The 24,734-nt window shown below is 64.9% G+C and carries 31 protein-coding genes and 1 pseudogene; 14 read left to right on the forward strand and 18 right to left on the reverse strand.

The window, feature by feature from the left end; genetic code table 11:
• Positions 1-14: 14 nt before the first annotated feature.
• The 7 genes from AB7535_RS13670 to AB7535_RS13700 all read right to left on the reverse strand — a co-directional run bounded on the left by AB7535_RS13670 (position 15) and on the right by AB7535_RS13700 (position 4,264).
• The gene (locus AB7535_RS13670) at positions 15-209 is read right to left on the reverse strand and encodes a hypothetical protein (RefSeq protein ID WP_439036472.1); all 195 of its coding nucleotides are present in this window, start codon (positions 207-209) and stop codon (positions 15-17) included.
• 21 nt (positions 210-230) lie between these two features.
• Positions 231-356 carry an MFS transporter small subunit gene (locus AB7535_RS13675; RefSeq protein WP_014495518.1) on the reverse strand — a complete coding sequence of 42 codons (126 nt, stop codon included), beginning with the start codon at positions 354-356 and terminating at the stop codon, positions 231-233.
• A 4-nt stretch (positions 357-360) separates the two neighbouring features.
• Positions 361-519 (reverse strand): hypothetical protein, encoded by a 159-nt coding sequence (locus tag AB7535_RS13680; protein ID WP_157790313.1) that lies wholly within the window; start codon positions 517-519, stop codon positions 361-363.
• A 27-nt stretch (positions 520-546) separates the two neighbouring features.
• Complete coding sequence (locus tag AB7535_RS13685; RefSeq protein ID WP_439036473.1) at positions 547-1,968, reverse strand: L-lactate MFS transporter; 1,422 nt, start codon at positions 1,966-1,968, stop codon at positions 547-549.
• Between the two features lie 265 nt (positions 1,969-2,233).
• Complete coding sequence (locus tag AB7535_RS13690) at positions 2,234-2,920, reverse strand: alpha/beta fold hydrolase (RefSeq protein ID WP_208071058.1); 687 nt, start codon at positions 2,918-2,920, stop codon at positions 2,234-2,236.
• Positions 2,921-3,196: 276 nt separating this feature from the next.
• Positions 3,197-3,679 carry a bleomycin resistance protein gene (locus tag AB7535_RS13695; protein ID WP_439036474.1) on the reverse strand — a complete coding sequence of 161 codons (483 nt, stop codon included), beginning with the start codon at positions 3,677-3,679 and terminating at the stop codon, positions 3,197-3,199.
• Between the two features lie 105 nt (positions 3,680-3,784).
• On the reverse strand, positions 3,785-4,264 hold the full coding sequence (locus AB7535_RS13700) for a GntR family transcriptional regulator (RefSeq protein WP_439036475.1): 480 nt from the start codon (positions 4,262-4,264) through the stop codon (positions 3,785-3,787).
• On the opposite strand from AB7535_RS13700, the pseudogene AB7535_RS13705 reads away from it, so the two are divergent.
• A pseudogene (locus AB7535_RS13705) lies at positions 4,224-4,361 on the forward strand (4-hydroxythreonine-4-phosphate dehydrogenase PdxA); the annotation flags it as partial. The gene AB7535_RS13700 and the pseudogene AB7535_RS13705 overlap by 41 nt on opposite strands.
• Positions 4,362-4,371: 10 nt before the next feature.
• Here the strand turns inward: AB7535_RS13705 and AB7535_RS13710 are convergent.
• Both AB7535_RS13710 and AB7535_RS13715 read right to left on the reverse strand, forming a co-directional pair.
• Positions 4,372-4,785, reverse strand: a complete 414-nt coding sequence (locus tag AB7535_RS13710) for a cupin domain-containing protein (RefSeq protein WP_071914269.1) — start codon at positions 4,783-4,785, stop codon at positions 4,372-4,374.
• 50 nt (positions 4,786-4,835) lie between these two features.
• The gene (locus AB7535_RS13715) at positions 4,836-5,579 is read right to left on the reverse strand and encodes an SDR family oxidoreductase (protein WP_028161286.1); all 744 of its coding nucleotides are present in this window, start codon (positions 5,577-5,579) and stop codon (positions 4,836-4,838) included.
• A gap of 353 nt (positions 5,580-5,932) precedes the next feature.
• On the opposite strand from AB7535_RS13715, the gene AB7535_RS13720 reads away from it, so the two are divergent.
• Together AB7535_RS13720 and AB7535_RS13725 are read left to right on the forward strand one after the other, a co-directional pair.
• The gene (locus AB7535_RS13720; RefSeq protein ID WP_166096445.1) at positions 5,933-6,106 is read left to right on the forward strand and encodes a hypothetical protein; all 174 of its coding nucleotides are present in this window, start codon (positions 5,933-5,935) and stop codon (positions 6,104-6,106) included.
• A gap of 73 nt (positions 6,107-6,179) precedes the next feature.
• Positions 6,180-6,938 carry a sulfite exporter TauE/SafE family protein gene (locus AB7535_RS13725; RefSeq protein WP_439036476.1) on the forward strand — a complete coding sequence of 253 codons (759 nt, stop codon included), beginning with the start codon at positions 6,180-6,182 and terminating at the stop codon, positions 6,936-6,938.
• 80 nt (positions 6,939-7,018) lie between these two features.
• On the opposite strand, the gene AB7535_RS13730 is transcribed toward AB7535_RS13725, so the two are convergent.
• Complete coding sequence (locus tag AB7535_RS13730) at positions 7,019-8,095, reverse strand: methyl-accepting chemotaxis protein (protein WP_439036477.1); 1,077 nt, start codon at positions 8,093-8,095, stop codon at positions 7,019-7,021.
• Positions 8,096-8,378: 283 nt separating this feature from the next.
• On the opposite strand from AB7535_RS13730, the gene recJ reads away from it, so the two are divergent.
• The 3 genes from recJ (at position 8,379) to AB7535_RS13745 (ending at position 12,027) form a co-directional block, all read left to right on the forward strand.
• Positions 8,379-10,220 (forward strand): single-stranded-DNA-specific exonuclease RecJ, encoded by a 1,842-nt coding sequence (gene recJ / locus AB7535_RS13735; protein WP_439036478.1) that lies wholly within the window; start codon positions 8,379-8,381, stop codon positions 10,218-10,220.
• A gap of 91 nt (positions 10,221-10,311) precedes the next feature.
• Positions 10,312-11,121 (forward strand): SDR family NAD(P)-dependent oxidoreductase, encoded by an 810-nt coding sequence (locus AB7535_RS13740; RefSeq protein ID WP_439036479.1) that lies wholly within the window; start codon positions 10,312-10,314, stop codon positions 11,119-11,121.
• Positions 11,122-11,229: 108 nt separating this feature from the next.
• Positions 11,230-12,027: an aldolase gene (locus tag AB7535_RS13745; RefSeq protein WP_439036480.1), complete on the forward strand. Its 798-nt coding sequence runs from the start codon at positions 11,230-11,232 to the stop codon at positions 12,025-12,027.
• Between the two features lie 70 nt (positions 12,028-12,097).
• Here AB7535_RS13745 and AB7535_RS13750 read toward each other — a convergent pair whose 3' ends face one another.
• A complete protein-coding gene (locus tag AB7535_RS13750; RefSeq protein ID WP_439036481.1) occupies positions 12,098-13,327 on the reverse strand; it encodes a lytic murein transglycosylase in 1,230 nt (409 codons plus the stop codon).
• 127 nt (positions 13,328-13,454) lie between these two features.
• Between AB7535_RS13750 and AB7535_RS13755 the strand changes: the two genes are divergently transcribed.
• From AB7535_RS13755 to AB7535_RS13765, 3 genes are all read left to right on the forward strand, one after another.
• Entirely contained in the window at positions 13,455-13,715 is a 261-nt protein-coding gene (locus AB7535_RS13755) for a hypothetical protein (protein WP_439036482.1), read from the forward strand.
• 73 nt (positions 13,716-13,788) lie between these two features.
• A complete protein-coding gene (locus tag AB7535_RS13760; protein ID WP_439036483.1) occupies positions 13,789-14,040 on the forward strand; it encodes a hypothetical protein in 252 nt (83 codons plus the stop codon).
• Between the two features lie 84 nt (positions 14,041-14,124).
• A complete protein-coding gene (locus tag AB7535_RS13765) occupies positions 14,125-14,313 on the forward strand; it encodes a hypothetical protein (protein WP_439036484.1) in 189 nt (62 codons plus the stop codon).
• Between the two features lie 6 nt (positions 14,314-14,319).
• Here the strand turns inward: AB7535_RS13765 and AB7535_RS13770 are convergent, their stop codons facing one another.
• Positions 14,320-14,850: a MarR family winged helix-turn-helix transcriptional regulator gene (locus AB7535_RS13770; protein WP_439036485.1), complete on the reverse strand. Its 531-nt coding sequence runs from the start codon at positions 14,848-14,850 to the stop codon at positions 14,320-14,322.
• Between the two features lie 53 nt (positions 14,851-14,903).
• On the opposite strand from AB7535_RS13770, the gene AB7535_RS13775 reads away from it, so the two are divergent.
• Both AB7535_RS13775 and AB7535_RS13780 read left to right on the forward strand, forming a co-directional pair.
• Positions 14,904-15,383: a carboxymuconolactone decarboxylase family protein gene (locus tag AB7535_RS13775; protein WP_439036486.1), complete on the forward strand. Its 480-nt coding sequence runs from the start codon at positions 14,904-14,906 to the stop codon at positions 15,381-15,383.
• Positions 15,384-15,415: 32 nt separating this feature from the next.
• Positions 15,416-15,919 (forward strand): cupin domain-containing protein, encoded by a 504-nt coding sequence (locus AB7535_RS13780; RefSeq protein ID WP_439036487.1) that lies wholly within the window; start codon positions 15,416-15,418, stop codon positions 15,917-15,919.
• 31 nt (positions 15,920-15,950) lie between these two features.
• On the opposite strand, the gene AB7535_RS13785 is transcribed toward AB7535_RS13780, so the two are convergent.
• Both AB7535_RS13785 and efp read right to left on the reverse strand, forming a co-directional pair.
• A complete protein-coding gene (locus AB7535_RS13785) occupies positions 15,951-17,573 on the reverse strand; it encodes a M23 family peptidase (RefSeq protein ID WP_439036488.1) in 1,623 nt (540 codons plus the stop codon).
• 17 nt (positions 17,574-17,590) lie between these two features.
• Complete coding sequence (gene efp, locus AB7535_RS13790; protein ID WP_063983478.1) at positions 17,591-18,157, reverse strand: elongation factor P; 567 nt, start codon at positions 18,155-18,157, stop codon at positions 17,591-17,593.
• Between the two features lie 162 nt (positions 18,158-18,319).
• Here efp and epmA point away from each other — a divergent pair, with 162 nt between their 5' ends.
• The 3 genes from epmA to AB7535_RS13805 are packed head-to-tail and all read left to right on the forward strand — an operon-like array spanning position 18,320 to position 20,776.
• Positions 18,320-19,384 (forward strand): EF-P lysine aminoacylase EpmA, encoded by a 1,065-nt coding sequence (epmA, locus tag AB7535_RS13795; protein WP_439036489.1) that lies wholly within the window; start codon positions 18,320-18,322, stop codon positions 19,382-19,384.
• Entirely contained in the window at positions 19,381-20,475 is a 1,095-nt protein-coding gene (locus AB7535_RS13800; protein WP_135213542.1) for a lysine-2,3-aminomutase-like protein, read from the forward strand. Before epmA ends, AB7535_RS13800 begins: the two co-directional genes overlap by 4 nt.
• A gap of 43 nt (positions 20,476-20,518) precedes the next feature.
• Positions 20,519-20,776, forward strand: coding sequence for a hypothetical protein (locus tag AB7535_RS13805; protein WP_085401231.1), 258 nt, complete (start codon positions 20,519-20,521; stop codon positions 20,774-20,776).
• Positions 20,777-20,834: 58 nt separating this feature from the next.
• Here AB7535_RS13805 and AB7535_RS13810 read toward each other — a convergent pair whose 3' ends face one another.
• The 4 genes from AB7535_RS13810 to AB7535_RS13825 all read right to left on the reverse strand — a co-directional run bounded on the left by AB7535_RS13810 (position 20,835) and on the right by AB7535_RS13825 (position 24,677).
• Positions 20,835-21,920 (reverse strand): 3-deoxy-7-phosphoheptulonate synthase, encoded by a 1,086-nt coding sequence (locus AB7535_RS13810; RefSeq protein WP_135213543.1) that lies wholly within the window; start codon positions 21,918-21,920, stop codon positions 20,835-20,837.
• A gap of 232 nt (positions 21,921-22,152) precedes the next feature.
• Complete coding sequence (locus AB7535_RS13815; protein WP_063983474.1) at positions 22,153-22,731, reverse strand: HdeD family acid-resistance protein; 579 nt, start codon at positions 22,729-22,731, stop codon at positions 22,153-22,155.
• A gap of 69 nt (positions 22,732-22,800) precedes the next feature.
• Complete coding sequence (locus AB7535_RS13820) at positions 22,801-23,841, reverse strand: PrsW family glutamic-type intramembrane protease (protein WP_439036490.1); 1,041 nt, start codon at positions 23,839-23,841, stop codon at positions 22,801-22,803.
• A gap of 578 nt (positions 23,842-24,419) precedes the next feature.
• On the reverse strand, positions 24,420-24,677 hold the full coding sequence (locus AB7535_RS13825; protein WP_063983473.1) for a hypothetical protein: 258 nt from the start codon (positions 24,675-24,677) through the stop codon (positions 24,420-24,422).
• Between the last annotated feature and the right edge of the window lie 57 nt (positions 24,678-24,734).

The following is a 24,734-nucleotide window of genomic DNA, read 5'->3' on the forward strand; positions in this document are numbered from 1 at the left end:
TCGTTTGATTGGATCTATCCGCGCCGGTGCAGGCGGGTCTCGGCGAGCGCCGTCACCGCGCCAAGTGCGAGCGTCGCGACGACGATGTCCGCAGTCGCGTCGAAGCCGACGGCGAGAACTGCAGCGGCGATCACCGCGGCCAGCACGGTGATGGCGAAGCCTTCGTCGGTTATCAACTGTCGCGTGCCGCTGAGAAGCGTTGCACGCATGTTCGTGGGACGCATCGCCGCCTACTGAAACAGCTTCATGGCGTTGAGCAGGGTCTGGATCACGCCCGCAAGCAGGGGGATGCCCGCAAAGCTCCAGGCCAGCGCCAATTGCAGCGGGGTGGTCTTTGCCGTCTGAGCGGTCTGCATGATGTCACGCCCCCGAGGGATTGTTGCTCGCCGCGGCTGCGGCCGCGATCTCGGTGGCACGATGCACCGGCCGCATCGCCGCCATCGTCCGGGATACCCGCCAGGCGATCCAGCTCAGCAGCGATTGGGAGAATGACGCTTCGCTCCGTGAGGTCGTGGTCATGGTCGCCTCCTTGTGTTCGTCCGAACGTCAGGCAGCGCGCGCCGCCTCGAGTCCTGAACTGTCCTCGTCTTTCATGTGATGACGCTTGTCGACGGCACGGACGCAGAGATTGGCGAGGAAGCCGACCACGAGCAGTCCGGCCATGATGTACATGGTCGTGTTGTAGGCCTGCGCCTTTGGCACGCCGTGCGTGACGTTATATTCGCGGATGTAGTTGATCAGCACAGGCCCGGCGATTCCGGCCATCGACCAGGCCGTCAGCAGGATGCCGTGGATGGCGCCGACATAGCGCGTGCCGAACATGTCGCGCAGATAGGCCGGAACGGTGGAAAAGCCGCCGCCATACATGCTGACGATGATCAGGAAGCACAGCACGAACAGCACGACATTGCCGCTCGCGCCGGCATAGGGCACGGTCACGTAGAGGGCGATTCCGAGCACCATGTAGACGAAATAGGTGCTCTTGCGTCCGATGAAGTCGGATAGCGAGGCCCAGCTGAAACGTCCGCCCATGTTGAACAGGCTCATCAGGCCGACGAGACCTGCGGCCGCCACCGCGGTGATGTGGGCGGGGAACATCTCCTGGCTCATCGCCGAGGCCTGGCCGAGCACGCCGATGCCGGCGGTGGTGTTGCAGAACAGCACGATCCAGATCAGCCAGAACTGCGGCGTCTTGACCGCCTGGTAGACGAACACGTCGTTCCTGGTCATCAGCTTGGTGGCGGCCGCAGGCGGCACATAACCCTCCGGCTTCCAGCCCTGCGCCGGCACGCGCGCGATGGCGGAGCCGACCATCATGAAGACGAAGTAGACACAGCCGAGCGTGATGAAGGCGCCGAGCACGCCGACGTCGCTCGTGGTCGCAAACTTGCTCATCAGCCAGACGGAGAGGGGGGAGGCGATCAGCGAGCCGCCGCCAAAGCCCATGATCGCCATGCCGGTGGCCATGCCCGGCCGGTCGGGAAACCACTTCATGAGCGTCGAAACCGGGGAGATGTAGCCGATGCCGAGCGCGCAGCCGCCGATCACGCCGTAGCCGAGATAGATGATCCAGAGATTGTGGAGATAGACGCCGAGGGCCGAGATCACGAACGCACTCGCCCAGGCAACGCCGGCGGTGAACATCGCCTTGCGCGGGCCGCCTTCCTCGACCCAGCGTCCGAACACTGCGGCCGACAGTCCGAGGAACACCATCGCGATGGAGAAAATCCAGCCGAGCTCGGTGAGCTTCCAGTCGCCGGAGGCCGATTGGGTAACGCCGATCAGCTTGGTCATCGGCAGGTTGAAGACGCTGAAGGCGTAGGCCTGCCCGATGCACAGATGCACGCAGAGCGCCGCGGGCGGCACCATCCATCGGCTGTAGCCCGGCCTTGCGATCGTGTGCTCGCGATCAAGGAAGGGCAGCAGCGAACGTGCAGGCATTCCCGATGCGTCGAGCGTCGTCGTCATCCAATCCTCCGGTGCCTCGCTGTTCTCGGGGGCGGCCTTTGCGGGCAGCCGGGCGATGGCGCTGGATCAGGCTACGCAGAAGGATGATTTTGACAAACGAATAATATGCGCTTTTTCAATCGGATTAATCGATATTAGAAAAAGCAGAAATCGGCATGGCGTTTTCGCGATGGACAAAAGGTCCGGGCGGTCTCGCGCCGCCCGGACCTGATCTGAAGAATGACAACGTCATCTGCCTTGGTTCGGTATGGTATGTCAGTCGATGCTACTTCGCTGTGACCGCATTCGCAGCCTTACGGATCACATCCAGCACTACATCCGGCTTCGACAGCATGGGGACGTGGGACGAAGGCACTTCGGTCACGGTGGCGTTCATGCGCTTCGAGACGAAGTGTTGCAGATCGGGGTGAACCGTCTGGTCCTTGCTGGCGAGGATGTACCAGCTCGGCTTCGAGGTCCACGCTGTGCCATCGACCTTTTGGGTCAGGAGATCCGCAACCGGCGCCCCTTGCGTTGCGTAGACCAGCTTTTGCTCGGCTTCGGGCAGGTCGCCGGCAAAGTGCGTCAGGCCGCTTGGCTTGAGCCAGACACGGCCCGCCGGCGCGTCGATGTGGCCGAACACCTGCGTCGTCGGAAATTTTGCAATCTGGCTCTGCGAAGTTTCGTCGGCAGCGGGCGCGAGCGCCGCGATGTAGACCAGCGCGGCGACCCGCGGATCGGTTCCGGCATGCGTGATCAGTGTGCCGCCATAGGAGTGGCCGACGAGGACCACGGGTCCGGGAACACGGCCAAAACACGCCGTCACGCAGGCGACGTCGGTTGCGAGTGAATCGAGCCCGTGCTGGCTTGCCATGACCTCGTGGCCTTCGGCTTGCAGCGCCGGGATCAGCTTGCCGAAGCACGATCCGTCAGCCCAGAGGCCGTGCGCGAAAACGATGCTTGGTTTGGTCATGAGATGGTCTCCGTTGGCTGCGCAACGGCGAGCCGAGGTGCTCGCGGAGCGTGAAGCGGGGGTGCTTCACGTCTAACGCGCGACCACGTCAGCTGACAGAGGGTCGCAAGGATAATCGGGCGAATGCGAAATTGAGCAAGTTCGGCTCGCGAGCCGAATGCAGCTTACGTCCCACACGACAGAGAGCGTGCATCAGTTCAATGGTCCGGGCAGCGTGCACCGTCGCGATTGTGTCTCCTGATTGCGCGATGCGGCAGGACTGGACGAATCTTTGCGTCAGGATGGCGTGCGCATGCCCAGGCGTTCGACGAAGCGCACGAGGTAACCGTCCGGATCCTGGACGAGGAATTCGCGCTGGCCGAATTCCTCGTCGCCGACCCGATACCAGGCTTCGTTCGGCTGCTCGTAGAGCGGCCATTTGGCATCGCCGAGAGCCCTCAGCATGGGATCAATGCGATCGACGACCATCTGGAAATTGACGCCGCGTCCGAATGGCCGCTGCATCTCGGCCGTCTCCCAGCGTCCATTCAATTCGCAGAGCATGACCTGCAAACGCCCCCTGACGAGATACGCAAATCGCGCATTGGGGCGATCATAAGCGAGCTCGAAGCCGAGCAAGTCGCGCCAGAACGGCAGGCTGGCTTGAAGGCTGGAAACGCTGAGTTCGGGAACGAGATCGGCAAAGCCGCCTTGCGGCGCGCTTCCCGTGCTGTCGGAGGTCGCACGCGCGACGGGGTCTGAGGGCAGCGGTTTGTTCATTGCGGCGTCGCCTGATCTTATGACCGATCTTCGATGCGGTTATCGCAGCGAAGAGGCGCCAAGGCCAGACGCGGAATGAACGAATGCTCGCCGGGCGAGCCCGCCTCACGCGATCCGCAGCGCGAGGTCGCTTCCTTCCGTCTCGGCAAAGCCCGCCTGCAAGACCTCTTCGCGCTTGTGGCGCAGATGCGCACGCAGGATGTGGGAGAGGCCGGCGCCATCACGCCGCTGCAGCGCGTTCAGGATCGCCTCGTGCTCCTTCACGGCGAACGCCCAGCGCTGCGGTGTCATCGGCGTGACGTAGCGCGCGCGCCGGATGCGCGCGGTCACGGAAGCATAGAGCCCGGTCAGCGCGGGATTTTCGGCTGCGGCGACGATGGCCTCGTGAATGGCGCGGTTGCCGCGATAATACTGGATCAGATCGCCCTCGCGATAATGCCGAACCATGTCGTCATGTGCGGCGGCGATTTCGCCGATCCCGGCGTCGCTGATGCGCTCGCAGGCGAGCTCGCCGGCGAGCGCCTCGAGACCCTGGCAGACCTTCGGTGGCTTCCCATTCCCGATCTGCACGCCCGCGCACGGCACCGCCTACGACATCGCAGGGCAAGGCATCGCGTCGATCGGCGCCAGCCGCGCCGCGTTGCTGCTGGCCGCGGAGATGGCCGCGCGCCGCGCTGCGTGACGAGCCGGCGCTACTTCGTGATCGGCGTGACCAGCTCCTTGTCTGCTGAATCCACGACGAAGACGGCCAGCAGCTTCGCAGGTTCGGTATCGCTGGCATTCGCGCTTATGGCGTGACGGTCGCCGGGCTTTTCGAAGAAATTCTCTCCTTTGCGATAGACCTTGGCGGGCTCGTCATTGACCTGACTGCGGATCGCTCCTTCCAGGATGGTCGCATAGATGAATGCGGAGCGCGGATGCATGTGGGCCGGCGAGGAGCCTCCGGGACCATACTCGACCAGCACGCCCTTCATGCTCTTGCCTGGGACGTTCGGCAGCGCCTGGTCGAACACGACCGTCACTTTTGCCAGAGGTGCCGGTTCGGCCGCATGACCCGTCAGGACTGATGCGGCATAAACCGCCGTTGCGATCAGCAATCTGCGCATGGGATTTCCTTCATTGCAGTGGTTGTCGTGATGGAAGCTCTTGCGGTCCCTCAGAGTCTTGCGAGCCACGTTGCGAGCGGCGTTTTTCCAAGCCGCGCCTCGCCGAGCGGGTTCAGTGATGTGTCGTCAATGGGGGCGCCGTAGTACGGTGCCTTCGGGTCTCCCACCACCGGTCGGGCGTCGCCGGACGCCTTGAGGCGCCGCGCAATGAATTCATTGAAGGGGGCCTTCTCGGGTCCTGCGATATCGATGGTGCCGTTGAGCGGCCGGCCCATGGCGACCTCCGCGAGGCGATCAGCTACGTCTTCGGCGGCGATCGGCTGAAACAGTGCGGACGGGACGACGATCTTTCCTTCGACCACAGCCGTTTCGGCAATGGCGCCGAGGAATTCGAAGAACTGGGTGGCACGAACGATGGAGTAGGGGACCGAAGAGGATTTGATGATGGTCTCCTGGGCGAGCTTGGCCCGAAAATAGGAATTGTCGGGCGACCGTTCGGTCCCCACGATCGACAGCGCCACGTGATGCTTCACGCCCGCGGCCGCCTCTGCCGCGACGAGGTTCGTGCTCGAGCGCTGGAAGAAATCGAGCACGGCGGCGGGCTCCCAGGACGGCGCGTTGGCAACGTCGACGACGACATCCGCGCCAGCCAGCGCTGCTGCGAGGCCTTCCCCGGTCACGGCGTTCACGCCTGATTTCGGCGAGGCCGCAACGGCCTCGTGGCCGTGTTGTTTCAACTTCGTCACGAGCTTGGATCCGATCAATCCGGTCCCGCCGATCACGACGATCTTCATGGCATGTCTCCTCGGCATGTGACGAGCGTGAGTGATCCCAATCCGTGAGCCGATCACGTCACGTCGCCCAACGTGATGCGAAGCGCAGCTTAGCCGAGCAATGCGGCGGGCTCTTGCCTGTAACCGGCCTGCCTTGCCGGAAAATGCTCAGAAGACTCGTTGCGACGGGGTAGGCGCCGCGCCCGCCGTGGTCGGATCGAAGCCCAACGCAAAAAGTTTGCTGCATCTGCTCTGCAAAATTGCACCGAGATCAATGTTAGTATTGTACTGAGTAATGTACCGGTTCATATTGTGCCGCATCGACCCTCAAATGCACCGAGAGGTGGTCGCGCCCGACAAAGCGGAGCAACAGAATGAGCGTGAGTTATCTTGATGTGTTTCTGGCATTCCTTGGAATGACCTTTGGCCTGCCATCAGTGCTGCCCGGTCTCTTTTTCCAGCCGAAGGCCGAGCCGCCTCGAACCTCGCAAGCGACGTCGACCGACGCCGGCCCAACAGCAACCGATGACGACGTCACGGCGACCTGAACCGGGTCTCGCCCGCGATGTTTCGGCGTGACGCGCGCCGAGGCGCGAGCGTGACGGTCATGGAGATGCGCAGATGGATTTGACGGCCGCCACGGTGATCATCGCCTTTTCCGGCGTCTTCCTGATCTGCTTCATGAAGGGCGCATTCGGCGGCGGCTTCTCCATCGTCGGCATTCCGTTGCTGTCCCTCGTCATGGATCCGGTCACGGCCGGCGGCCTGCTCGCGCCGCTCTTCATCGCTATGGACCTGTTCGCGTTGCGCTACTGGAAGCCCTCGACGTGGTCGAAGCCGGACCTGGTGCTGCTGTTGCCCGGGCTCGTGATCGGCATTGCCCTCGGCTATCTCTTGTTCCGCGTATTGGACCATCGCGCCGTCGCGATCGTGATGGCGGTCGTGACGTTGAGCTTCGTTGGCATATGGCTCGTGCGTGATCCGAAGGTGGTCATTCGTCCGCGCTCCTCGCCGAAGGCGGTTGCTGCCGGTCTTGCCTCGGGTGTCACGACCATGGTCGCGCATTCCGGCGGACCGCCGCTGGCGATGTACCTCCTGCCGCTTGGCCTCAGCAAGGAGGTCTACGCGGGAACGACGAGCCTGTTCTTCACCGTCGGCAACGCGATCAAGGCGGTGCCTTGGCTGTTGCTGGTGCGGCCGGCGGGCAACGTCTGGATCGTGATGGCGGCGTGCCTCTTTGCCATTCCCAGCGGCGTCTGGCTCGGCTGGCGGCTGCACGGAAAGCTGGACCAGCGGCAGATCTACCGGGCGTGCCATGGCTTGCTGGCCGTGACGGCGTTGAAGCTGTTGTGGGACGGAGTGTCTGGTTATCTCGGATAGTTTGTAAGTCGCGCCGCATCACGGCGCGACCATCGTTCGACGGTCACGCTGCCGTGCTCACGGATTTCGCGATGATGTCGTCACGCCCCGCAGACGATCACGCCGTACCAGCCGAGGCCGCGATAAGTCTCGTAGCCTGGCGTCGCATGGAACGCGACCAGCGCGCCCGTGCGATCGTGGTAGAAGCCGGAGCGCTGGCCGTTCAGCGAGATCGAGATGCGCTCGCTCAAAATGCCCTGGCCGTCGGAAGCTGCGATGACACGCAGATTGGAGTCGACCAGCAGCACGCGCGCCTTGTCGCTGTCGCCGATGCGCACGCCCTGCACGATGGCGCGGGCCTGCGCCTCCCAGTCGAAATGGATGGCGAGCACGCCGATCGGCGCGCCGTTGGCCTGTCCGCCGGCGCGGACGCTGGCACAATAGGTCGCGACCTGGGCATTGCCGAGCAGCGGCTGGTTCTCGACGTCACCGGCGACATAGTCGTCGCCGGAGCGCAAGGTTCGCGCCTCGCGAAACCACTTTGTGTGGGCGACGTTCTGGCCGACGACGCGAAAGCGGTCGGCGCGGCCGTTGGCGATGACATTGCCGTCGAGGTCGCAGAGCCAGAGGTCGAGATAGACGGTGTAGGCGCCGAGGATCACGCCGAGGCGCTGCGAGGCATGGGAGACGGCAGCAGCGTTGGGCGAGGCCGCGCAATCGACCACGGCGGAATCGGTCGCCCACCAGCGCACGTCGCAAGTGCGTTCATAGAGGTTGCGATCGATCAGCTCGATGGCGTTGAGCGACAGGTCGACCATGCGCTCGCCGCGCGAGCGCTGGCTCATGCGGTCGATCGAGGCGACGAGATCGCCGGTGCGCTTCGTCAGCTGGGTTTCAAGCTCGCGCGCGATGGTTTCGACCTGCTGGCCGACGCCGCGCACCTCCTGCGCCACCACTGCGAAGCCGGCGCCCTGCGCGCCGGCGCGCGAGCTCTCGATCAGCGCGTTCAGCGCCAGCATCTTCATCTGGTTGGTGATCTGCTGAATCGCCTTGGTCTTGTCGACTGCGATCTGGTTGACCTCCGCGGTCAAGCGATTGATCAGTGCGGAGATATCGGAATCGTCATCAGCGGGTTCGGTGGCGATCGGCTTGGCTTTCAGACCCAGCGCAGCAGACATCGGGGAGCTTCCCTTGGCAATGAGGCCTGATCTGCAACGAACCCGGAACAACTAATTACAGATCGAATACGAGTCTTTTTCGAAGATTCCGCCTAACGCCCGCTTAATTTGCTGTTCCACGGAATGCCCAAATGATAGTCAATCCGCGCAGCAAAGTGGCAATCCACCGCTTTGTGCGGCGCGGACATTGCAAATCCCGGGGGATTCCAGGTCAATCGTCATTGCCGGCCGATCGCCGCAACGCCCAGTCCGATTCCCGGGTTCCTCAAGCCAGTCTCGACTCATGACGCCGCCCGCAACCGCCTTGCCCGTCGAAGTGCCCCAGGCGTTTCTGGGCGTCGCGCGCTCGCTCACCGACAAGCTCTGGCTCGACCGGCTGGATGCGCGCGGGGCTGCCAAGGCGCTCGCCATCGTGCAGCGGCACCAGCTGCCGGAGTTGCTGGCACGGGTGCTGGCGGGCCGCGGCATCGACATCGATGGCGTCAGCGACTTCCTGGATCCGACCATCCGCAAGCTGTTGCCGGACCCGTACACTGTGACCGAGATGGAGGCCGCCGCGAAGCGGATCGCGGACGCAGTGATGCGCGGCGAGAAGGTCGCGATCTTCGGCGACTACGACGTCGACGGCGCGACCTCTGCGGCGCTGCTCGCCTGGCATCTGCGCCATTGCGGGCTCGATCCGCTGATCCATATTCCCGACCGGATTTTCGAAGGCTACGGCCCGAACACCGAAGCGATCCGCGCGCTGGCCGCCAAGGGCGCCACGCTGCTCGTCACCGTCGATTGCGGCACCACCAGCATCGAGCCGCTCGCGGAAGCCAAGCGCCTCGGCATGTCCGTGGTCGTGATCGATCATCACCAGGCCGGCACGGAGCTGCCGGAGGTCGATGCGCTGGTCAATCCGAACCGGCTCGACGACCTCTCGGGCCTTGGCCATCTCGCCGCCGTCGGGCTCGTGCTGGTGACGCTGGTCGCCGTCAACCGCGAACTGCGCCAGCGCGGCTTCTGGACCAGCGAGATGCCCGAGCCCGATCTGCTCGGCATGCTGCACCACGTCGCGCTCGGCACGGTTGCGGATGTCGCGCCGCTGATCGGGCTCAATCGTGCCTTCGTCGCAAAAGGCCTGATCGCGATGCGGCGGCGCGACCATGTCGGCCACACCGCGCTGATGGACGTGGCGCGGCTCAACGGCCCGCCGGAGGCCTGGCATCTCGGCTTCATGCTGGGGCCGCGCGTCAATGCCGGCGGCCGCATCGGCCGCGCCGATCTCGGCGTGCGGCTCTTGCTCGAAGGCGACAGCGTCGAGGCGGCGCGGATTGCGGCCGAACTCGATCGCCTCAACAGCGAGCGCCGCGTCATCGAGCAGGCGGCCGAAGCGCAGGCCGAAGCCGAGGCGCTGGCCTCGATCGGGCTCGAGGACAAGATTGGCGTGATCGTCACGGCCTCCGAAGGCTGGCATCCCGGCGTGGTCGGCCTCGTCGCGTCCCGCCTGAAGGAGAAGTTTTCACGGCCGGCCTTTGCGATTGCGCTGGAGCCCGGCGGCATCGGCACCGGCTCGGGCCGCTCCATCGCGGGCGTCGATCTCGGCAAGGCGGTGCGGCAGGCGGTGACTGACGGTATCTTGCTGAAGGGCGGCGGCCACGCGATGGCCGCGGGCGTGACGTTGCGGAAGGAGAAGCTCGCCGAATTCCGCGCCTATCTCGAAAACGCGCTGGCGCGCGACGTTGCCGAGGCGCGCCATGTCAACGAGCTCTATGTCGACGGCGCGGTGTCCGCGCGCGCGGTGACGACGGAGCTTGCGACCACGCTCAACCGCGCCGGTCCCTTCGGCAGCGGCAATCCGGAAGTCGTGCTGGCGCTGCCATCGCATCAGCTCGTCTATGCCGATGAGGTCGGACAGGCGCATTTGAGGCTACGCTTCAAGTCTGGCGACGGCTCGATCGTCAACGGCATTGCGTTCCGTTCGGTCGGCCAGAAGCTCGGCAACGCGCTGCTCGCCAATCGCGGTCAGCAATTGCATGTCGCGGGATCGTTGTCGGTCGACCGGTACCAGGGCGCCGAGCGCGTGCAATTCCGCGTCGTCGACGTCGCGCTACCGGACCAGGGGCCATCCGTGATTAGATAACGCAAGATCCCTCGCGACAAACGCGGTACGCGTTTGCGCGGAGATCATGCGTCAAAAATAAGCCGCTCAAACAACAAAAAAGGGAGTGAACATGGCAGGGCAGGTTGAGGGCAAGGTCGCGCTGGTGACGGGCGGCGCCTCGGGCATTGGCGAAGCCATCGTCGAGCTGTTCGCCCGCGAAGGCGCCACCGTCGCCGTCACCGATATCGACGAGCTGCGCGGCCCCGAGCTCGCCAAGCGCGTGACCAAAGCCGGCGGCAAGGCGATTTTCCTGGAGCAGGACGTCACCAGCGAGGAGCGCTGGATCGAGATCGTCGCCGAGATCGCCAAGCGCTATGGCCGGCTCGACATCATGGTCTCCAATGCCGGCATCGGCATTGCCGTGCCGTCGATCGTCGACATGACGCTCGCTGATTGGCACAAGCAGAACGCCATCAATCTCGACGGCGTGTTTCTCTCCGTGAAGCATTGCCTGCCCCTGATGCGCAAGACCGGCGGCGGCTCGATCGTCATAATGTCCTCGCTCGCGGGCTTGCGCGGTGCACCGGGCCTGTCGGCCTATTCGCTGACCAAAGGCGGCGTGCGGCTGTTCGCCAAATCGATCGCGATGGAGTGCGCGGCCGCCGGCGACGGCATTCGTGTCAACTCCGTGCACCCCGGCATCATCGACACCCCGATCTGGGGCAAGATCCCGACGGGTGCAACGGGCGCCGGCCAGAACGCCCCGATCGACCCCGAGGAGCGAGCCAAGGTCGCAACCCCGCTCGGCCGCGCCGGGCAGGCCGCGGAGATCGCTTCCGGTGTGCTGTATCTGGCCTCCGATGCCTCGCGCTACGTCACCGGCAGCGAGCTCGTCATCGACGGCGGCATGAATGCCGGCGGCGTGCCGCGGCGGCAATAAGCCGCCGCGCAAGACGCGAAGGGCAGGGTGGCGCCCGCAGGGGCTGACGCAGAGGCGTCGGCCCTGTACAACGCGGGCCTCTTCCGGCCGATAGAGGTTTCCTTCGCCATGGCGCACAGCCTTCAATCTTCCTCATCCGCACCTGCGCCGTTCCGCTCGAACCGGCCTGATCTCGCCACCGACGCGATCCGCACCGCGCGCGAGGACCTCGCCGCCTGCTTCCGCATGGCCGCGCGCAATGGTTTTGAGGAGGGCATCTGCAACCATTTCTCGGCCGTGGTGCCTGGCCATGACGATCTCTTCCTGGTCAATCCCTACGGCTACGCCTTCCGCGAGCTGACGGCGTCAAAGCTGCTGATCTGCGATTTCCACGGCAACGTGCTCGACGGCGAGGGCGCGCCCGAGGCGACCGCGTTCTACATCCATGCAGAGATGCACAAGCGCCTGCCGCGCGCGAAGGTCGCCTTCCACACCCACATGCCCTACGCCACGGCGTTGTCGATGACCGAGGGCGATCCCCTGATCTGGGCTGGCCAGACCGCGCTAAAGTTCTACGGCCGCACCGCAGTGGACCGCGATTACAACGGCCTCGCACTCGACAACCGCGAAGGCGCGCGCATCGCATCGGCCGTCGGCGATGCCGACATCGTCTTCATGAAGCATCATGGCGTGATGGTGCTGGCGCCGACCGTCGCGGAGGCCTGGGACGATCTCTACTATCTCGAGCGCGCCGCCGAGGTGCAGGTGCTGGCGATGTCGACGGGACGAAAGGTGCTGCCGGTCGATCCCGCGATCGCGGCGGAAACCTACAGACAGATGCGCGAAGGCGATTCCGAATCCGCGCGATTGCATCTCGCCGCGATCCGGCGGCAGCTCGACGCGGAAGAGCCGCAGTACCGGCACTGACCCCAACCGCCGTCATTCCGGGCTCGCGCCAAGTGGCGCGCCCCGGAACGACAAAGTGAGAGAGCGGGCCCTACGATCCCTGCCGCAACTTCGCCAGCACCTTCAGCCCGCCATAGCCATCCGCGGGCGTGATCCCAGCGCGCTGCTGGAAATCCTTGATCGCCTTCATGGTGTCGTTGCCGACGCGGCCGTCGGTGCCGCCGGTGTCGAACCCGGCCTTGGTCAGGCGCGTCTGCATCTCCTGCACCTCGGCGAGCGTCAGCGCGCGCTCTGAGCCGGGGAAGGGCTGGATGAAGGGCGGCGCGCCGAGGCAGCGGTCGCCGAGATGGCAGATCGCAAGCGCATAGTTCATCGAGGGATTGTAGCTCTTCACCGAATAGAAATTCGGCCCCAGCAGGAATGTCGGCCCGCCCGCAACCGGCGTCCACATCTGCGCGGATGCATTCGGTTGCGGAAAGGGCTGGCCGTCGGCACGGGTGACACCGGCCGATGCCCAGGCCGCGTAGGTCCGGTTGCCGCCCATATCGCCGGACGCGCGCACTTCGTAGCCCCAATGCTCGCCACGGCGCCACTTGCCGCGATTGACCAGGTACTTTGCCGTCGATCCCAGCGCGTCGTCGGGCTTGCCGAACGGCGAGACCTTGCCGTCGCCGTCGTAGTCGATGCCGACATTGAGCCAGACCTCCGGCATCCATTGCGAATGCCCCATCGCGCCGGCCCAGGATCCCTGCATCTGCTCCGGCGTGCTCCAGCCCTTGTCGACGATGCGCAGCGCGTTGATCAGCTCGGTCTCCCAATAGGCCTTGCGGCGCGGCTCGTTCCAGGCGAGCGCGGCGAGCGAGGGGAATACCGGCGTCATGTGGTTTTGTTGCACCAGCGGATCGCCATAGGCGGACTCCACGCCCCACAGCGCCAGCAGCGTACCGCGCTCGACGCCGAAATCACGCTCGATGCGCGCGAGCAGCGCCTCGTTGTTTTTCAGCGCGATCTTGCCATTGATGATGCGCCAGTCCGAGACGCGGCGGTTGATGTATTGCCAGACCTGCTCGTGGAATTCGGGCTGGTTGCGCATCTGCTTGAACACGCTCATGTCGGGCTCGACCCGTGCCATCGCACGCTGCCAGGTCGCGGCCGAAATGCCCTTCGCCATGGCGCGTGCACGAAAACCCTCGCGCCATTCGTCGAAGCCCGGAGGCGCGGCGAGAAGCTGTGTGGGTGACGCGAGTACGGCCGCCGCACCGAGCGCGGATTTCAGCAGGGCGCGACGGGTGTGATGGGCCGAGGAATCAGGTTGTTTCATGAACCCATTCTAGCGGGAATCATCGCCCGTGTGAGCGGGTTCCTGGGACGCGGGGGGGGAACAGTCTGTTCCTCCGGAACAAAGTGTCGCAGTCCCGCATTCCCTCCGCATACACTGGAGGATGAAGATGAAAAGATATCTGCTTGCCGCCGCCATGGTCACGGCCATCGCCGCCCCTGCCTTCGCCGACGAAGTCGGCGTTCACGTCGGTCCGGTCGGTGCCGGCGTAACGGTCGGACAGTCCCACGAATATCGTGAGCGGGATCGCGATCGCGACCGCACCACGGTCATCAGGGAGCGCGAGCCTGCCAACCGCACCACGGTGATCAAGAAGGAAGATGAATTCGGCAATCGCAGCAAGACCGTGATTCATCACGACAACGACTGACGGAGCAGGGCCCCGGCCGAGCGCCGGGGCTCGCCTTCTACACGCAGTCTGCTCATCAAGAATTCGGGGTGGAATGAAGATACGGGCACATGCGGAAAGCCACGTCGTCGAGCTCGACGACGGATCGCAATGGCGGATCTATCCCGGCGATCTCGCGACCCCGTTGAGCTGGAAGCCCGAAACCGATTTGCGGCTCGAGCCGAACGGTGATCGGACGAGTTCGCATGTGCTGGTGAATGCCGCCGATCAGAGCCGCGTACGCGTGAGCGCGGCGGGCGATGCCTGGCCCGACGGCGAGGTTAAGAAAGCGTTGAAGGGCGGCTGAGCGTCCTTGCGCTCGCGTGGATATCCCCAATTTCAAGCCTGTCGCTTTACGGTCGGTTTGCTTCCGTCTGCCCAGAATGCGCGCATGCGGGAGCTGTTCGACATCATCCGTACCAATCCCTGGCCGTTCGGCGCCGGGCTGTTTGTCGTGATCCTGATGATCATCGCCGAGAACTTTGGCCGCGGCATTCGGGGCGACGGCGCCGTCAGCGATTTCTCGGATGCCGATGGAGGCGACGGCGGCTGCGGTGGTGACGGAGGCGGCGGCGACTAGAGCCGGTTAGTCCTCCTGCAAATCGGCGGCAATGCCGGCGAGCCAGCGCCGGATCGCGGTCTCTGCCTTGGCGTCCAGACTTGCGGCAAGGCGCTTCTCCAGCGCGATCACGCGCTCCCTGCAAGCCTTCAACAGCGTCGTTCCCCGCTGCGTCAGCGTCCATTGCTGGATCCGGCCGTGGACCGGATGAGGCGTCATCACGATCGCACCGTCGCGATCGAGGTTGCGAATGATCACGCCGACCGTCTGCGGGGTCAGGAAGGTGAGCCGGGCGACGTCGGCGCCGGAGAGGCCCGGATAGGCGTTCAGCATGGTCAGCACGGCAAATTGCGGCGACGTCACGCCGAGGTCGGCGAGCGTCCGTTCCATCGTCAGGCGGACCGCGGCGTGGGCTTGTCGCAGCAGATAGCCGAGATAACCTTGCTCACCGCGCTTGCCTTCTCCGGGCGCGGGCACGCGAACGGCAGCGATTTCGGCAGGCACGGCCGGCTTCCGCGAGGCCTTCGATTTCGTGATGGCGGCGGTCTTGCGCGTCATATAAGAGCTCTTATAAGATGTAAGTAGTCTTACAATACACGAGGTGAACGCCAATGTCACACGCCCGCAGCGAGTACGAGGATTTCAAGAAGATCGCGCCCGATGCGTATGAGCTGGTGCTGGCGCTCGGTCAGGTGGCGGCCAAGGCGGGCCTCGACAAGCAGCTGCTCGAGCTGGTCAAGCTGCGCGCCTCGCAGATCAACGGCTGCGCCTTCTGCGTGCAGCACCACGTCCTGTTGTCGGAGCGGATTGGCGTGCCCGTGGACAAGCTCAATCTGGTCGCGGTCTGGCGCGAGGCGCCGGTCTTTTCCGCGCGCGAGCGGGCCGCGCTGGCCTGGGCCGAGGCGCTGACCTTCCTGCCCGATGGCGTCAGTGAAGAGGTCTATGCGAAGACTTCCCGCGAATTCTCCGAGACCGAGCTGATGTACCTGACCTCGGCGGTCGCCTCGATCAACGTCTGGAACCGCTTTGGCGCCGCGTATCGCTGGACGCCGGCGAAGCGGCCGGTCGCAGCGAGCGCCGCGGCATCTTGAGTGCAACAACGAGAAAACAAGGGGAGGTTATCATGACTGCAATGAGTTTGACCCATGCGCAGCGTCCGGCGCCATCGCGCTCGATGGCGCTGGCCGTTGTCGGCGGGCTCGCCTGCGCGCTTGCGATCGGCAAGGCGTTGCCGGTGACGATGGACGCCGTATCCGGCGCGTTGGCGCCGCTCTGCGCGACCGCGGCGGAGAGCTCGCCGCTCGACAAGGTCGAACCGATCGGCTCCTACGCGCTGCCGAACGTCCCGGGCAAGCGCGTCACCATCGTGCGTGTGTTCTACGGTCCCGGCGGATTTTCGCGGCCGCATCGTCACGCGGGTTCGGTGACCGCCTACATCACCAAGGGTGAAATCCGTTCCCAGCTTGGCGGCGGTCCTGTCGAAACATTTGGTGTCGGCCAGTCCTTCTTCGAGCCGCCGGGATCGACGCATCTGGTCTCGGCCAATGCCAGCACGACCGAGCCGGCGGAATTGATCGCGGTATTCGTGGCGGACGAGGGCGCGCAACTGACGACGCTGTTGGAGTAGTCCGTAGCGGCCGCATGAGCGAACTCGCCCCTCAATTCTCCTCGCCGCTCGATCCTTCGCGCAGGTCCGGCTTGATCACGTCCTCCGGCAACGCGTGCGCCACCGGCTGCGGCGTGCCGGCGATCTCCGGGCCGACTTCGCGGCCGCGGGCGTGGATCAGGCGTTCATAGGCCGAGACCAGCGTGACGTAAGGACTGACCCAGATCCAACCGTCGCGAGTAAATACCTGCACGTCGAAATGCAAATGCATCGATGTGCCGGCGGGATGGTCGAGATAGTTGGAGACCACGCCGATCTTCTCGCCTTCGGTGACGATGCGGCCGTTGAGCATGCCGTCGGCGGTCAGCGCCTGCGGGTTCATGTGCATATAGCGGAAGCGAATATGCTCGGTGCGGCTGTTGACCTCGAGCGTCGCGGCCTGATCCTTGGCGCCGCGGATCACGATGGCGTCGCGCACCGCGACGACGCCGCGCTGCTTGCGATCGCAGGGTTCGTGGCCTTCGCCGGGCGGTGGGCATTCGGCGGCGCGGATGTCCTCGCCCTGGTGGCCATAACCGCCGCCGCACTGCCAGACCTCGAAACTGCGGGACTCGCAGAAATTGTCGCGCCAGGGATAGGCCGTCGGGCCGTCGCTCTTGTCGCGCTTGCCGTAGGATTGCGAACGCACGAAGGCGGGCGCCTTTTCGAGCGGAAAACGGATCTGCGCATAGGCCATCACATCCGGATGGCCGGCCTTGTTGCGATAGCCGGTGTTCGGGATGATGTCGCCGCTCGGTCGGTAGGTGAAATCCGGCGACCGCGCTGAAGGACGATCGATGATGCTGGAGGCCATGTCCGTCAGCGGCCGCATGCGCTGGCCGCCGGCGATGCGGAGCCCTTTCAGGAAGCGCTCGGCAACCGGATAGGCTTCCTTGCAGGCGAGCCTCCGCGGCTTTGCGATGCTGTCCAGGCACTGGATGGAGACGACATAGGCAACGCCGAAGCGGGTGAAGGCGTAGCGCACATAGCCTTCCCGGATGAACCTGCGCAGGTCCGGATAGGTTGCCGCAAGCGGCTTGACCTGCTCGCCCTTGCCGCCGGCGGGATCGGCGACGTCGTAAACGAGTGCCGAGCCCGTGATCTGCACCTCGACCGGCCTTGTGTAGACGCGGCTCGGCAGGCCGTCGCCGGCACCGGGTTCGAGCGAGAAGCTGGCACTGTAACCTGAGGGGCCGGCATCAAACATGTCGACGGGATTGAAATCGGCCTGATAGTGCGAGAGCGCGAGTGTCCCCGGCGCGCGATTGCGCTGCGCCTCGAGATAGGCGGCAGCATCGAACGGCAGCAGCACGGGCACGGAGCTGCGGGCGATACCGGTGAAGAATTGCGATGAGACCGCGTTGAGCTGCACCAGCGCAGGCATCGCGCGCGGATCGAAGCGTGGCACCGAACGGCGGGGTGCGAAGATGAAGTCGCCCGCGATCGGGGGACGGCTGTTGACCTCGGTGCGGAGCTGGTCGAGCGCTACGCGCCAATCGACGCGCAGCGCCGTGAGCGAAGGGCTGCGGATTTCGTCCGCAGCGAGCGGCGTGGCGGTGAGGAGCGAAAGCGCCGCCAGAAACAGCGAGACGAAGCGGAAACTTTTCCCAACCACTGCCTCGGCCCCCGGCGGCACCTGCTCTGATTTCTCGCTTAGTCCTTGGCGCGCTCGGAGTAGGAGCCGTCTTCGGTCATCACCACGATACGGGTGCCGACGGCGATGTGCGGCGGCACAGTGGTGCGCAGGCCGTTGGAGAGCACCGCAGGCTTGTAGGAGGAGGAGGCGGTCTGGCCCTTGGTCACGGGCTCGGTCTCGACCACTTCCAGCGTCACGCGCTGCGGCAACGCGATCGACACCACGTTGACGTCATGCGTCGACAGCTTGACCGTCATACTCTCCTGGAGATAAGCGGCCGCATCGCCGATGACGTCCTTGGACACCTGGACCTGGTCATAGGTTTCCGGGTTCATGAAATGGAAGCCGTCGCCATCTTCATAGAGGAAGGTGAAGTTGCGCTCTTCGATCGTGGCCTTCTCGACCTGGTCGGTGGTCTTGTAGCGCTCGGAGATCTTTACCCCGTCCGAGATTCGGCGCATTTCGATCTGGCTGACCGGAGTGCCCTTGCCGGGATGGATGTTCTCGGCGGTCACAACGACATAAAGCTTGCCGTCTTGCTCGATCACGTTGCCCTTGCGAATAGAACTGGCGATGACTCTCAAAGCTATATTTCCTGCTTGCTTGGCCCGGCTCCGGCCAGGACGTGGTCAAATTGATGGGGGACCTGGGGCCTCAAATCAGACCGCGGCACCCGTTTCGGGCCGCAACATACGCATTTTGTCATTGAATGCCAGCATTTTGCTGGCCTGCGGGGCGGCCGGTTGATGGTTGGGGACAAGCCGATTTCGCCGTTCTGGTCGCCCTCGCGGCACCTCGACCGGCGGCCGTTCCTCCAGGCCAGGGGGGCCATTACCGGGTCTCTCAGGGGCTTTTTCGCCGAGCAGGGGTTCCTCGAGGTCGAAACCTCGGTCCTTCAGGTCTCCCCGGGTAACGAAACCCATCTGCACGCCCCCCGGACCGAGATCATGCGGCCCGATGGCAGCCGTGCCAGCCGGTACTTGCGGACCTCGCCGGAATTCGCCTGCAAGAAGCTGCTGGCGGCCGGCGAGGAGCGGATTTTCGAATTCGCACGGGTGTTCCGTGATCGCGAGCGCGGCGACCTGCATCTGCCCGAATTCACCATGCTGGAATGGTACCGGGCTCGCGCCCCCTACGATGCCATCATGGCGGACACCGTCGTCGTCATCGCCCGCGCCGCGCAGGCGACCGGAATCGGGAGTTTCTCGTTCCGCGGCCGAACCGCCGACCCCTTCGCCGAGCCGGAGCTGGTGACGGTCGCCGGCGCCTTCGAGCGGTTCGCAGGGATCGACCTGCTGTCGACAATCTCGGGCGGCGAGGGTAACCGTGCCGCGCTCGCGCAGGCGGCCGGCGCCAAGGTCCGGGTGACGGAGGACGACACCTGGTCCGACATCTTCAGCAAGGTCCTGGTCGAGCATGTCGAGCCGCAGCTGGGGCAGGGGCGTTTGACCATTCTGTTCGAATACCCATCTCCAGAGGCGGCGTTGGCGCGGGTGAAGGCCGATGACCCGCGGGTCGCCGAGCGGTTCGAGGTCTATGCCTGCGGCGTCGAGCTCGCCAACGGCTTTGGCGAGTTGACCGACGCCGAGGAACAGCGCAAGCGCTTCACGGAATCGATGGCGGAGAAGCAGCGCCGCTATGGCGAGGCCTATCCGCTGGACGAAGATTTTCTGGCCGCGGTCGCCCAAATGCCGGAGGCGAGCGGTGTCGCGCTCGGCTTCGACCGGCTGGTGATGCTGGCGAGCGGCGCAGCGCGGATCGATCAGGTGGTGTGGACACCGCCTGCAAATGAAACGTTAAGTGAGACATGACGAAGACCAACCTTGCACGCACCCTGCGTGAGCCGGCCGAACTTGTGGCCGCACAGCTTGCACCTGCCGAAGCGCTGCCCGCGCTCGAGCGTGTCGCCGCGCGCTATGCGGTGGCGATCACGCCGGCGCTGGTCGAGCTGATCGACACGTCCGATCCCGACGATCCGATCGCGCGGCAATTCGTTCCGACCGTCGCGGAACTGGAGATGCAGCCAGGCGAGAGCGCCGATCCGATCGGCGATCATCCGCACTCGCCGGTTCCGGGCATCGTCCATCGCTATCCCGACCGCGTGCTGTTCAAGCTCGTCCACGTCTGCGCGGTCTATTGCCGCTTCTGCTTCCGCCGCGAAATGGTCGGGCCCGGCAAGGAGAACGCGCTCTCGGACGGCGCATATCGCGCGGCGATCGATTACATCCGTTCGCACAGCGAGATCTGGGAAGTGATCCTGACCGGCGGCGATCCCTTGATGCTGTCGCCGCGCCGGATGAGCGAGATCATGGCCGATCTCGCGGGAATCGATCACGTCAAGATCATCCGTCTTCACACCCGCGTGCCGGTAGCCGATCCCGCGCGGATCAGCGACGAGATGGTGGCTGCGTTGAAGGTCGAGGGCGCGACCACCTGGGTCGCGGTGCATGCCAACCATGCGCGCGAGTTGACGGGGCCTGCGCGCGCGGCCTGCGCGCGGCTTGCCGATGCCGGAATTCCCATGGTGAGCCAGTCCGTGCTTTTGCGCGGCGTCAACGACAGCATTGCCGCTTTGTCGGATTTGATGCGAGCTTTCGTCGAATGCCGGATCAAGCCCTATTATCTGCATCACGGCGATCTCGCGCCGGGCACCGTGCATTTGCGAACGACGCTGGCCCAGGGGCAGGATTTGATGCGGCAGTTGCGCGGACGGGTGTCAGGACTGTGTCAGCCGGACTATGTCATCGACATTCCCGGCGGCGCCGGCAAATCGCCGGTGGGGCCGAATTATGTGTTGGCGGTGCAAAATACCGCAGCCGACGCGCGTGAAGCGGAGACGGAAACGCGCTATCGTATCGTGGATTATTGCGGCGACGTTCATCTCTATCCGCCCGAGACGTGAGCGGCGATGCAGAGAACGTGGGTTTGAGAATGGAGGAACGGACATGAAGAAGATCATGGTGGTGGCAGCGTCGCTCGTGGTCTTGCTTGGCGGAGCGGCGGTTGCACAGCCCAGCGGCTCCAAGGGGTCGACATCCGGCGGCGCCACGTCGGGATCAGTGCCGCAGGCACCCATCGGTCATCGCCAGCCGCGCGCCGGCGATGTGCCGAACGAGAAGAATCTGAGCGATCCGAATAATCCCGTGAATAAGGAAGACGCGGCGCTCGACAAGAAGATCAAGAGCATCTGCCGCGGCTGTTAGCTTGTGGCTAGCGGCGGGCAGGGCGCGACAGCTCGCCCCGCCCGCGTTGGCTTTGGCCTTACGCCGAGCGTTCGTGCAGCCCCGCGCGCTTCGTGTTGCGCCGGATCTCGACCGCGTCAGCGAGTTGCTCGAGCGCGGTTGCCGTGGTCGCCCAGTCGATGCATCCGTCCGTGATGCTCTGGCCGTAGGTCAGCGGTTTGCCCGGCACCACGTCCTGGCGGCCGGCAACGAGATTGCTCTCGATCATCACACCCATGATACGGTTCTCGCCACCTGAGATCTGGCCGGCGATGTCGGCCATGACCAGCGGCTGGTTTTCCGGCTTCTTGCTCGAATTGGCGTGGCTCGCATCCACCATCACCAGCGGCGCGACGCCGGATTTGGCCAGATCGTTGCAGGCCGCCGCGACGCTTGCCGCGTCGTAGTTCGGCTTGCTGCCGCCGCGCAGGATGATGTGGCAGTCCTCGTTGCCCGCGGTCGAGGCAATCGCCGAGCGGCCGAGCTTGGTCACCGCCATGAAATGATGCGGATGCGAGGCCGACTTCACCGCGTCCGCCGCGATGCGCACATTGCCATCGGTGCCGTTCTTGAACCCGACCGGGCACGACAGCCCCGAGGCCAGCTCGCGGTGGATCTGGCTCTCGGTCGTGCGCGCGCCGATCGCGGCCCAGGACACGAGGTCCGCAATGTATTGTGGCGTCGTCATGTCCAGAAATTCCGCGCCGGCGGGCAGGCCGAGATTGTTTACCGCGGACAGCACGTTGCGCGCCAGCCGCAGGCCCTTGTTGATGTCGAAGCTGCCGTCCAGGTCGGGATCGTTGATCAGGCCCTTCCAGCCGACGGTGGTGCGCGGCTTCTCGAAATAGACTCGCATCACGATCTCGAGCTGGTCGGCAAGGTCTTCGCGCAAGCTCGCGAGGCGCTCGGCATATTCGAGCGCGGCCTTGGGATCGTGCACCGAGCAGGGGCCGACCACGACCAGCAGGCGGTCGTCCTGGCCGTTGAGGATGGCATGGATGGCGTTGCGCGCCGCCATCACCACACGCGTTGCGGTGAGCGTGCGCGGGACTTCCCGCATCACCTCTTCCGGCGTGCTCAGCTCTTTCAGTTCGCGGATACGAAGATCGTCGGTCGTGCTCAGCACGGCGGGCTCCTGTCTGTTTGAACCTGCCGGCAATAAAAAAGCCGCCAGGTCTGGCGGCTTGTTCGGACGTTTGCTTCAATATTCAGATTGAGCGCGATCCTCCTGCCGCCAGCGAGCTGTCGTAGCTAAAGTACCAAAAATAGCTGGTGACGAGGGTGATCATGGCCGCTCATATAGCGTGCGATTGGCGGGTTGTCACCCCCCAATCGGCGCGAGGGGCCACGAGGCACCCTCAACTGTTGCTCTTGCGTGCCGCCAGCGCCATGCCGATCAGGGTGGCGCCGCCGAACAGCAAATTGATACCGACGAGGATGCCGATCGCCCATTCCGCCGAGCTCGGCAGCCCCGTGATCACCATGAACGCGATGGCGATGTCGACGAGGCCGGAGATCAGGAGCCAGGACCAGCGGCTGCTCAGCTCGCGGCGGTGCTCCAGCGCATACATGATGGTGGCGACGCCCTCGGCGAGGAAGTAGGCGCCGAGCACGATGGTCAGCGTCAGCACGGCCTGCATCGGCCGGGCCAGCAGGAGCATGCCGGCGAGCACGGCCAGCGCGGCCGAGATCAGCGACCACCAGAAACCCGGCGAGCTGCGCGCCCAATAGGTCACGATCAGTCCGCCAATGCCGCTGATCAGGAACATCCAGCCGAGGAATATCGTGATCGCAAGGCTCGCGAGCGGCGGCAGGATCAGCGCGGCGACGCCGAGAACGGCAAGCAGGATGCCTTCGAACAGGAAAGCCTTCCAATGCGCCTTGACCGTTTCGCTCATGGCGGATTGCAGCCGGGAAAAATCCTCAGGCGATGTCATCGGCAGGCTCCAGATCGAAAGATGTGTGCTCAATCTAGTATGCACACACCGCGCTTGCCATCCCGGGGCTCAACCGCCGCCGTGCGCTGACGAAAAACCTTCGCTGCTGGTGCGAACGCGGTTGCGGCCGAGAATGTAGATCGCGATCGTGACGATCAGGAGCGCGAGGCCGAGCAGGATCGAGACGAAGCCGATCGGGATCAGGGCCAGCGTCAGATTGCGCTCCGGGTTGATCAGCCAGTGATGGATCGAGGTCAGCACGAAGGCGAGGCCGAGGAAGCCGACGCCGCCGCCGGCGAGCAGCAGCGCCCACATCCGGCGCAGCTGGCTGAGCCGCTCCCGCGCGATATCGGTCCTCGGCGCGTGATGGCGCGCGACCCGCCGCACCAGGCGGATGGCGAAGGCGATCGAGCTGAAGCCGATCAGCAGGCTCGCTCCGCCCAGCCACATCCGCAGCGTCGGATCGAGATCGGGCATCCGCTGCAAGGTCAGCAGCGGGAAGTCGAAGGCCGAATGCAGCGCGACCGGGCCTGCGAAGATCAGCAGGCGGCTGGACAGGCGGGCCCAGTCGCGATGGTGGCGGTTGGCACCCAGCGCCGTGCCGGCGCGCGCGATCGTCAGGTAGGCGCCGGCGATGATGCCGAGCGCGCCGTGGAACGGCACGGTCAGCACGCTGCGCAGGGCGGCCAGCGAGCGCCACATCTCGGCGTGCTGGACGAGGTAGGCGAGGTTCTCGTAGGCGGCGAAGCCGAGGCCGACGGCGGCGCCATAGACCACGGTATCCATCGGATTGGCGAAGGTCCGCCGCTTGGTCGAGGAGACCAGCACGATGGCGATCACCTTGACGGCTTCCTCGGGCAGCGCGACCCCGAAGACCGAATGCATGGCGAGCGCCGCCCAAGGGTTGTCAGGGGCCGCAACCATCTTGGCGAAGGGCGCGCGGGCGAGGCCCAGCAGCGAAATGCTGGCCGCGCCGAGCAGGAACGCAGTCCAGACCTGGGCCGGCGGCCCCGGGCGCTCCTCGGCGGCAATGACGAGCCACAGCATCAGCAGCGCCGGGGCGATGGCGGCAGTTCCGATGACAGTGGGCAAAGCTTCAATCAGGTACATCGGCGCCGAAAATAGGTTCCCTTGATCTGCTTATCTACGTCTACCGATGCGACCATGTGTCATGCATTTGCTGTCGCGTCACTTAACAGGCGCGACAGCCAGCGTTCATCGGGATCGGCACCGAACGTGTAGGATGCGAGCGCAATCAAGCGCATGACAGAACCAATTCGTCATTGATGGGAGCGGCCCGCGCTCGTCACCGGATCGCGATTGGCAAGTCAGATCAATGCACTGCGCAGGTTTCTTCGATTCACGATGCACGTGTGCGAACGGCGTGTCCAGAGGCGGCGTGGCTGCCGCCTGGACAACGCGCGGCCGGGCCAACCGGCCTAGTCACGCTTCGTTGTGCGCCCGCGGGGCGGCGCAGCGACCCGGCGTGCCCGCACCTGCTCCAGCTCCCAGAAGGCGCGTACGAGGCACGTGCCAAGGCAGAAGACGATGAGCAGCAGCAGGAAGGCCTGGTCGACGGCGGGGATGTGCATCATGACGTTGATTAAGCAACGTGCATGCCATGCGTTCCCGCGGTCGCGTGCGCCGCGCGCAGCCCGCAAGGCGATTTGGGCCGGCGTTCCCGCCCTTCAATGCGTGGTGAACGGCGGTGGGGTGTCCGGCGCGATGTCGAAGGCGCCGAGATGGAATTCCTCGCCGACGGCCTCGTCCGGCTCGGCGTGGTGCGCGAGCAGCGTGAAGGCGGCTTGCGGATATTGCTTCCAGATATCGAGATCGCCGGCCGTAATCGTCAGCCAGCCAAAGGTGTACATGTAGCGTCCGGGCTCGGTGACCCGGCCAACCCTGTCCCAAGTGATCTTATCAATCCTAATCTTGTTGACTGCCATTCGGTCCCCCGATCGCAAGTCTGCAAATGAGGTCCGGCACGAGGCACAGACCCTCAA

Origin of the sequence: Bradyrhizobium sp. 956_D2_N1_4 (genome assembly GCF_052076025.1) — a bacterium.
Classification (GTDB): domain Bacteria; phylum Pseudomonadota; class Alphaproteobacteria; order Rhizobiales; family Xanthobacteraceae; genus Bradyrhizobium; species Bradyrhizobium barranii.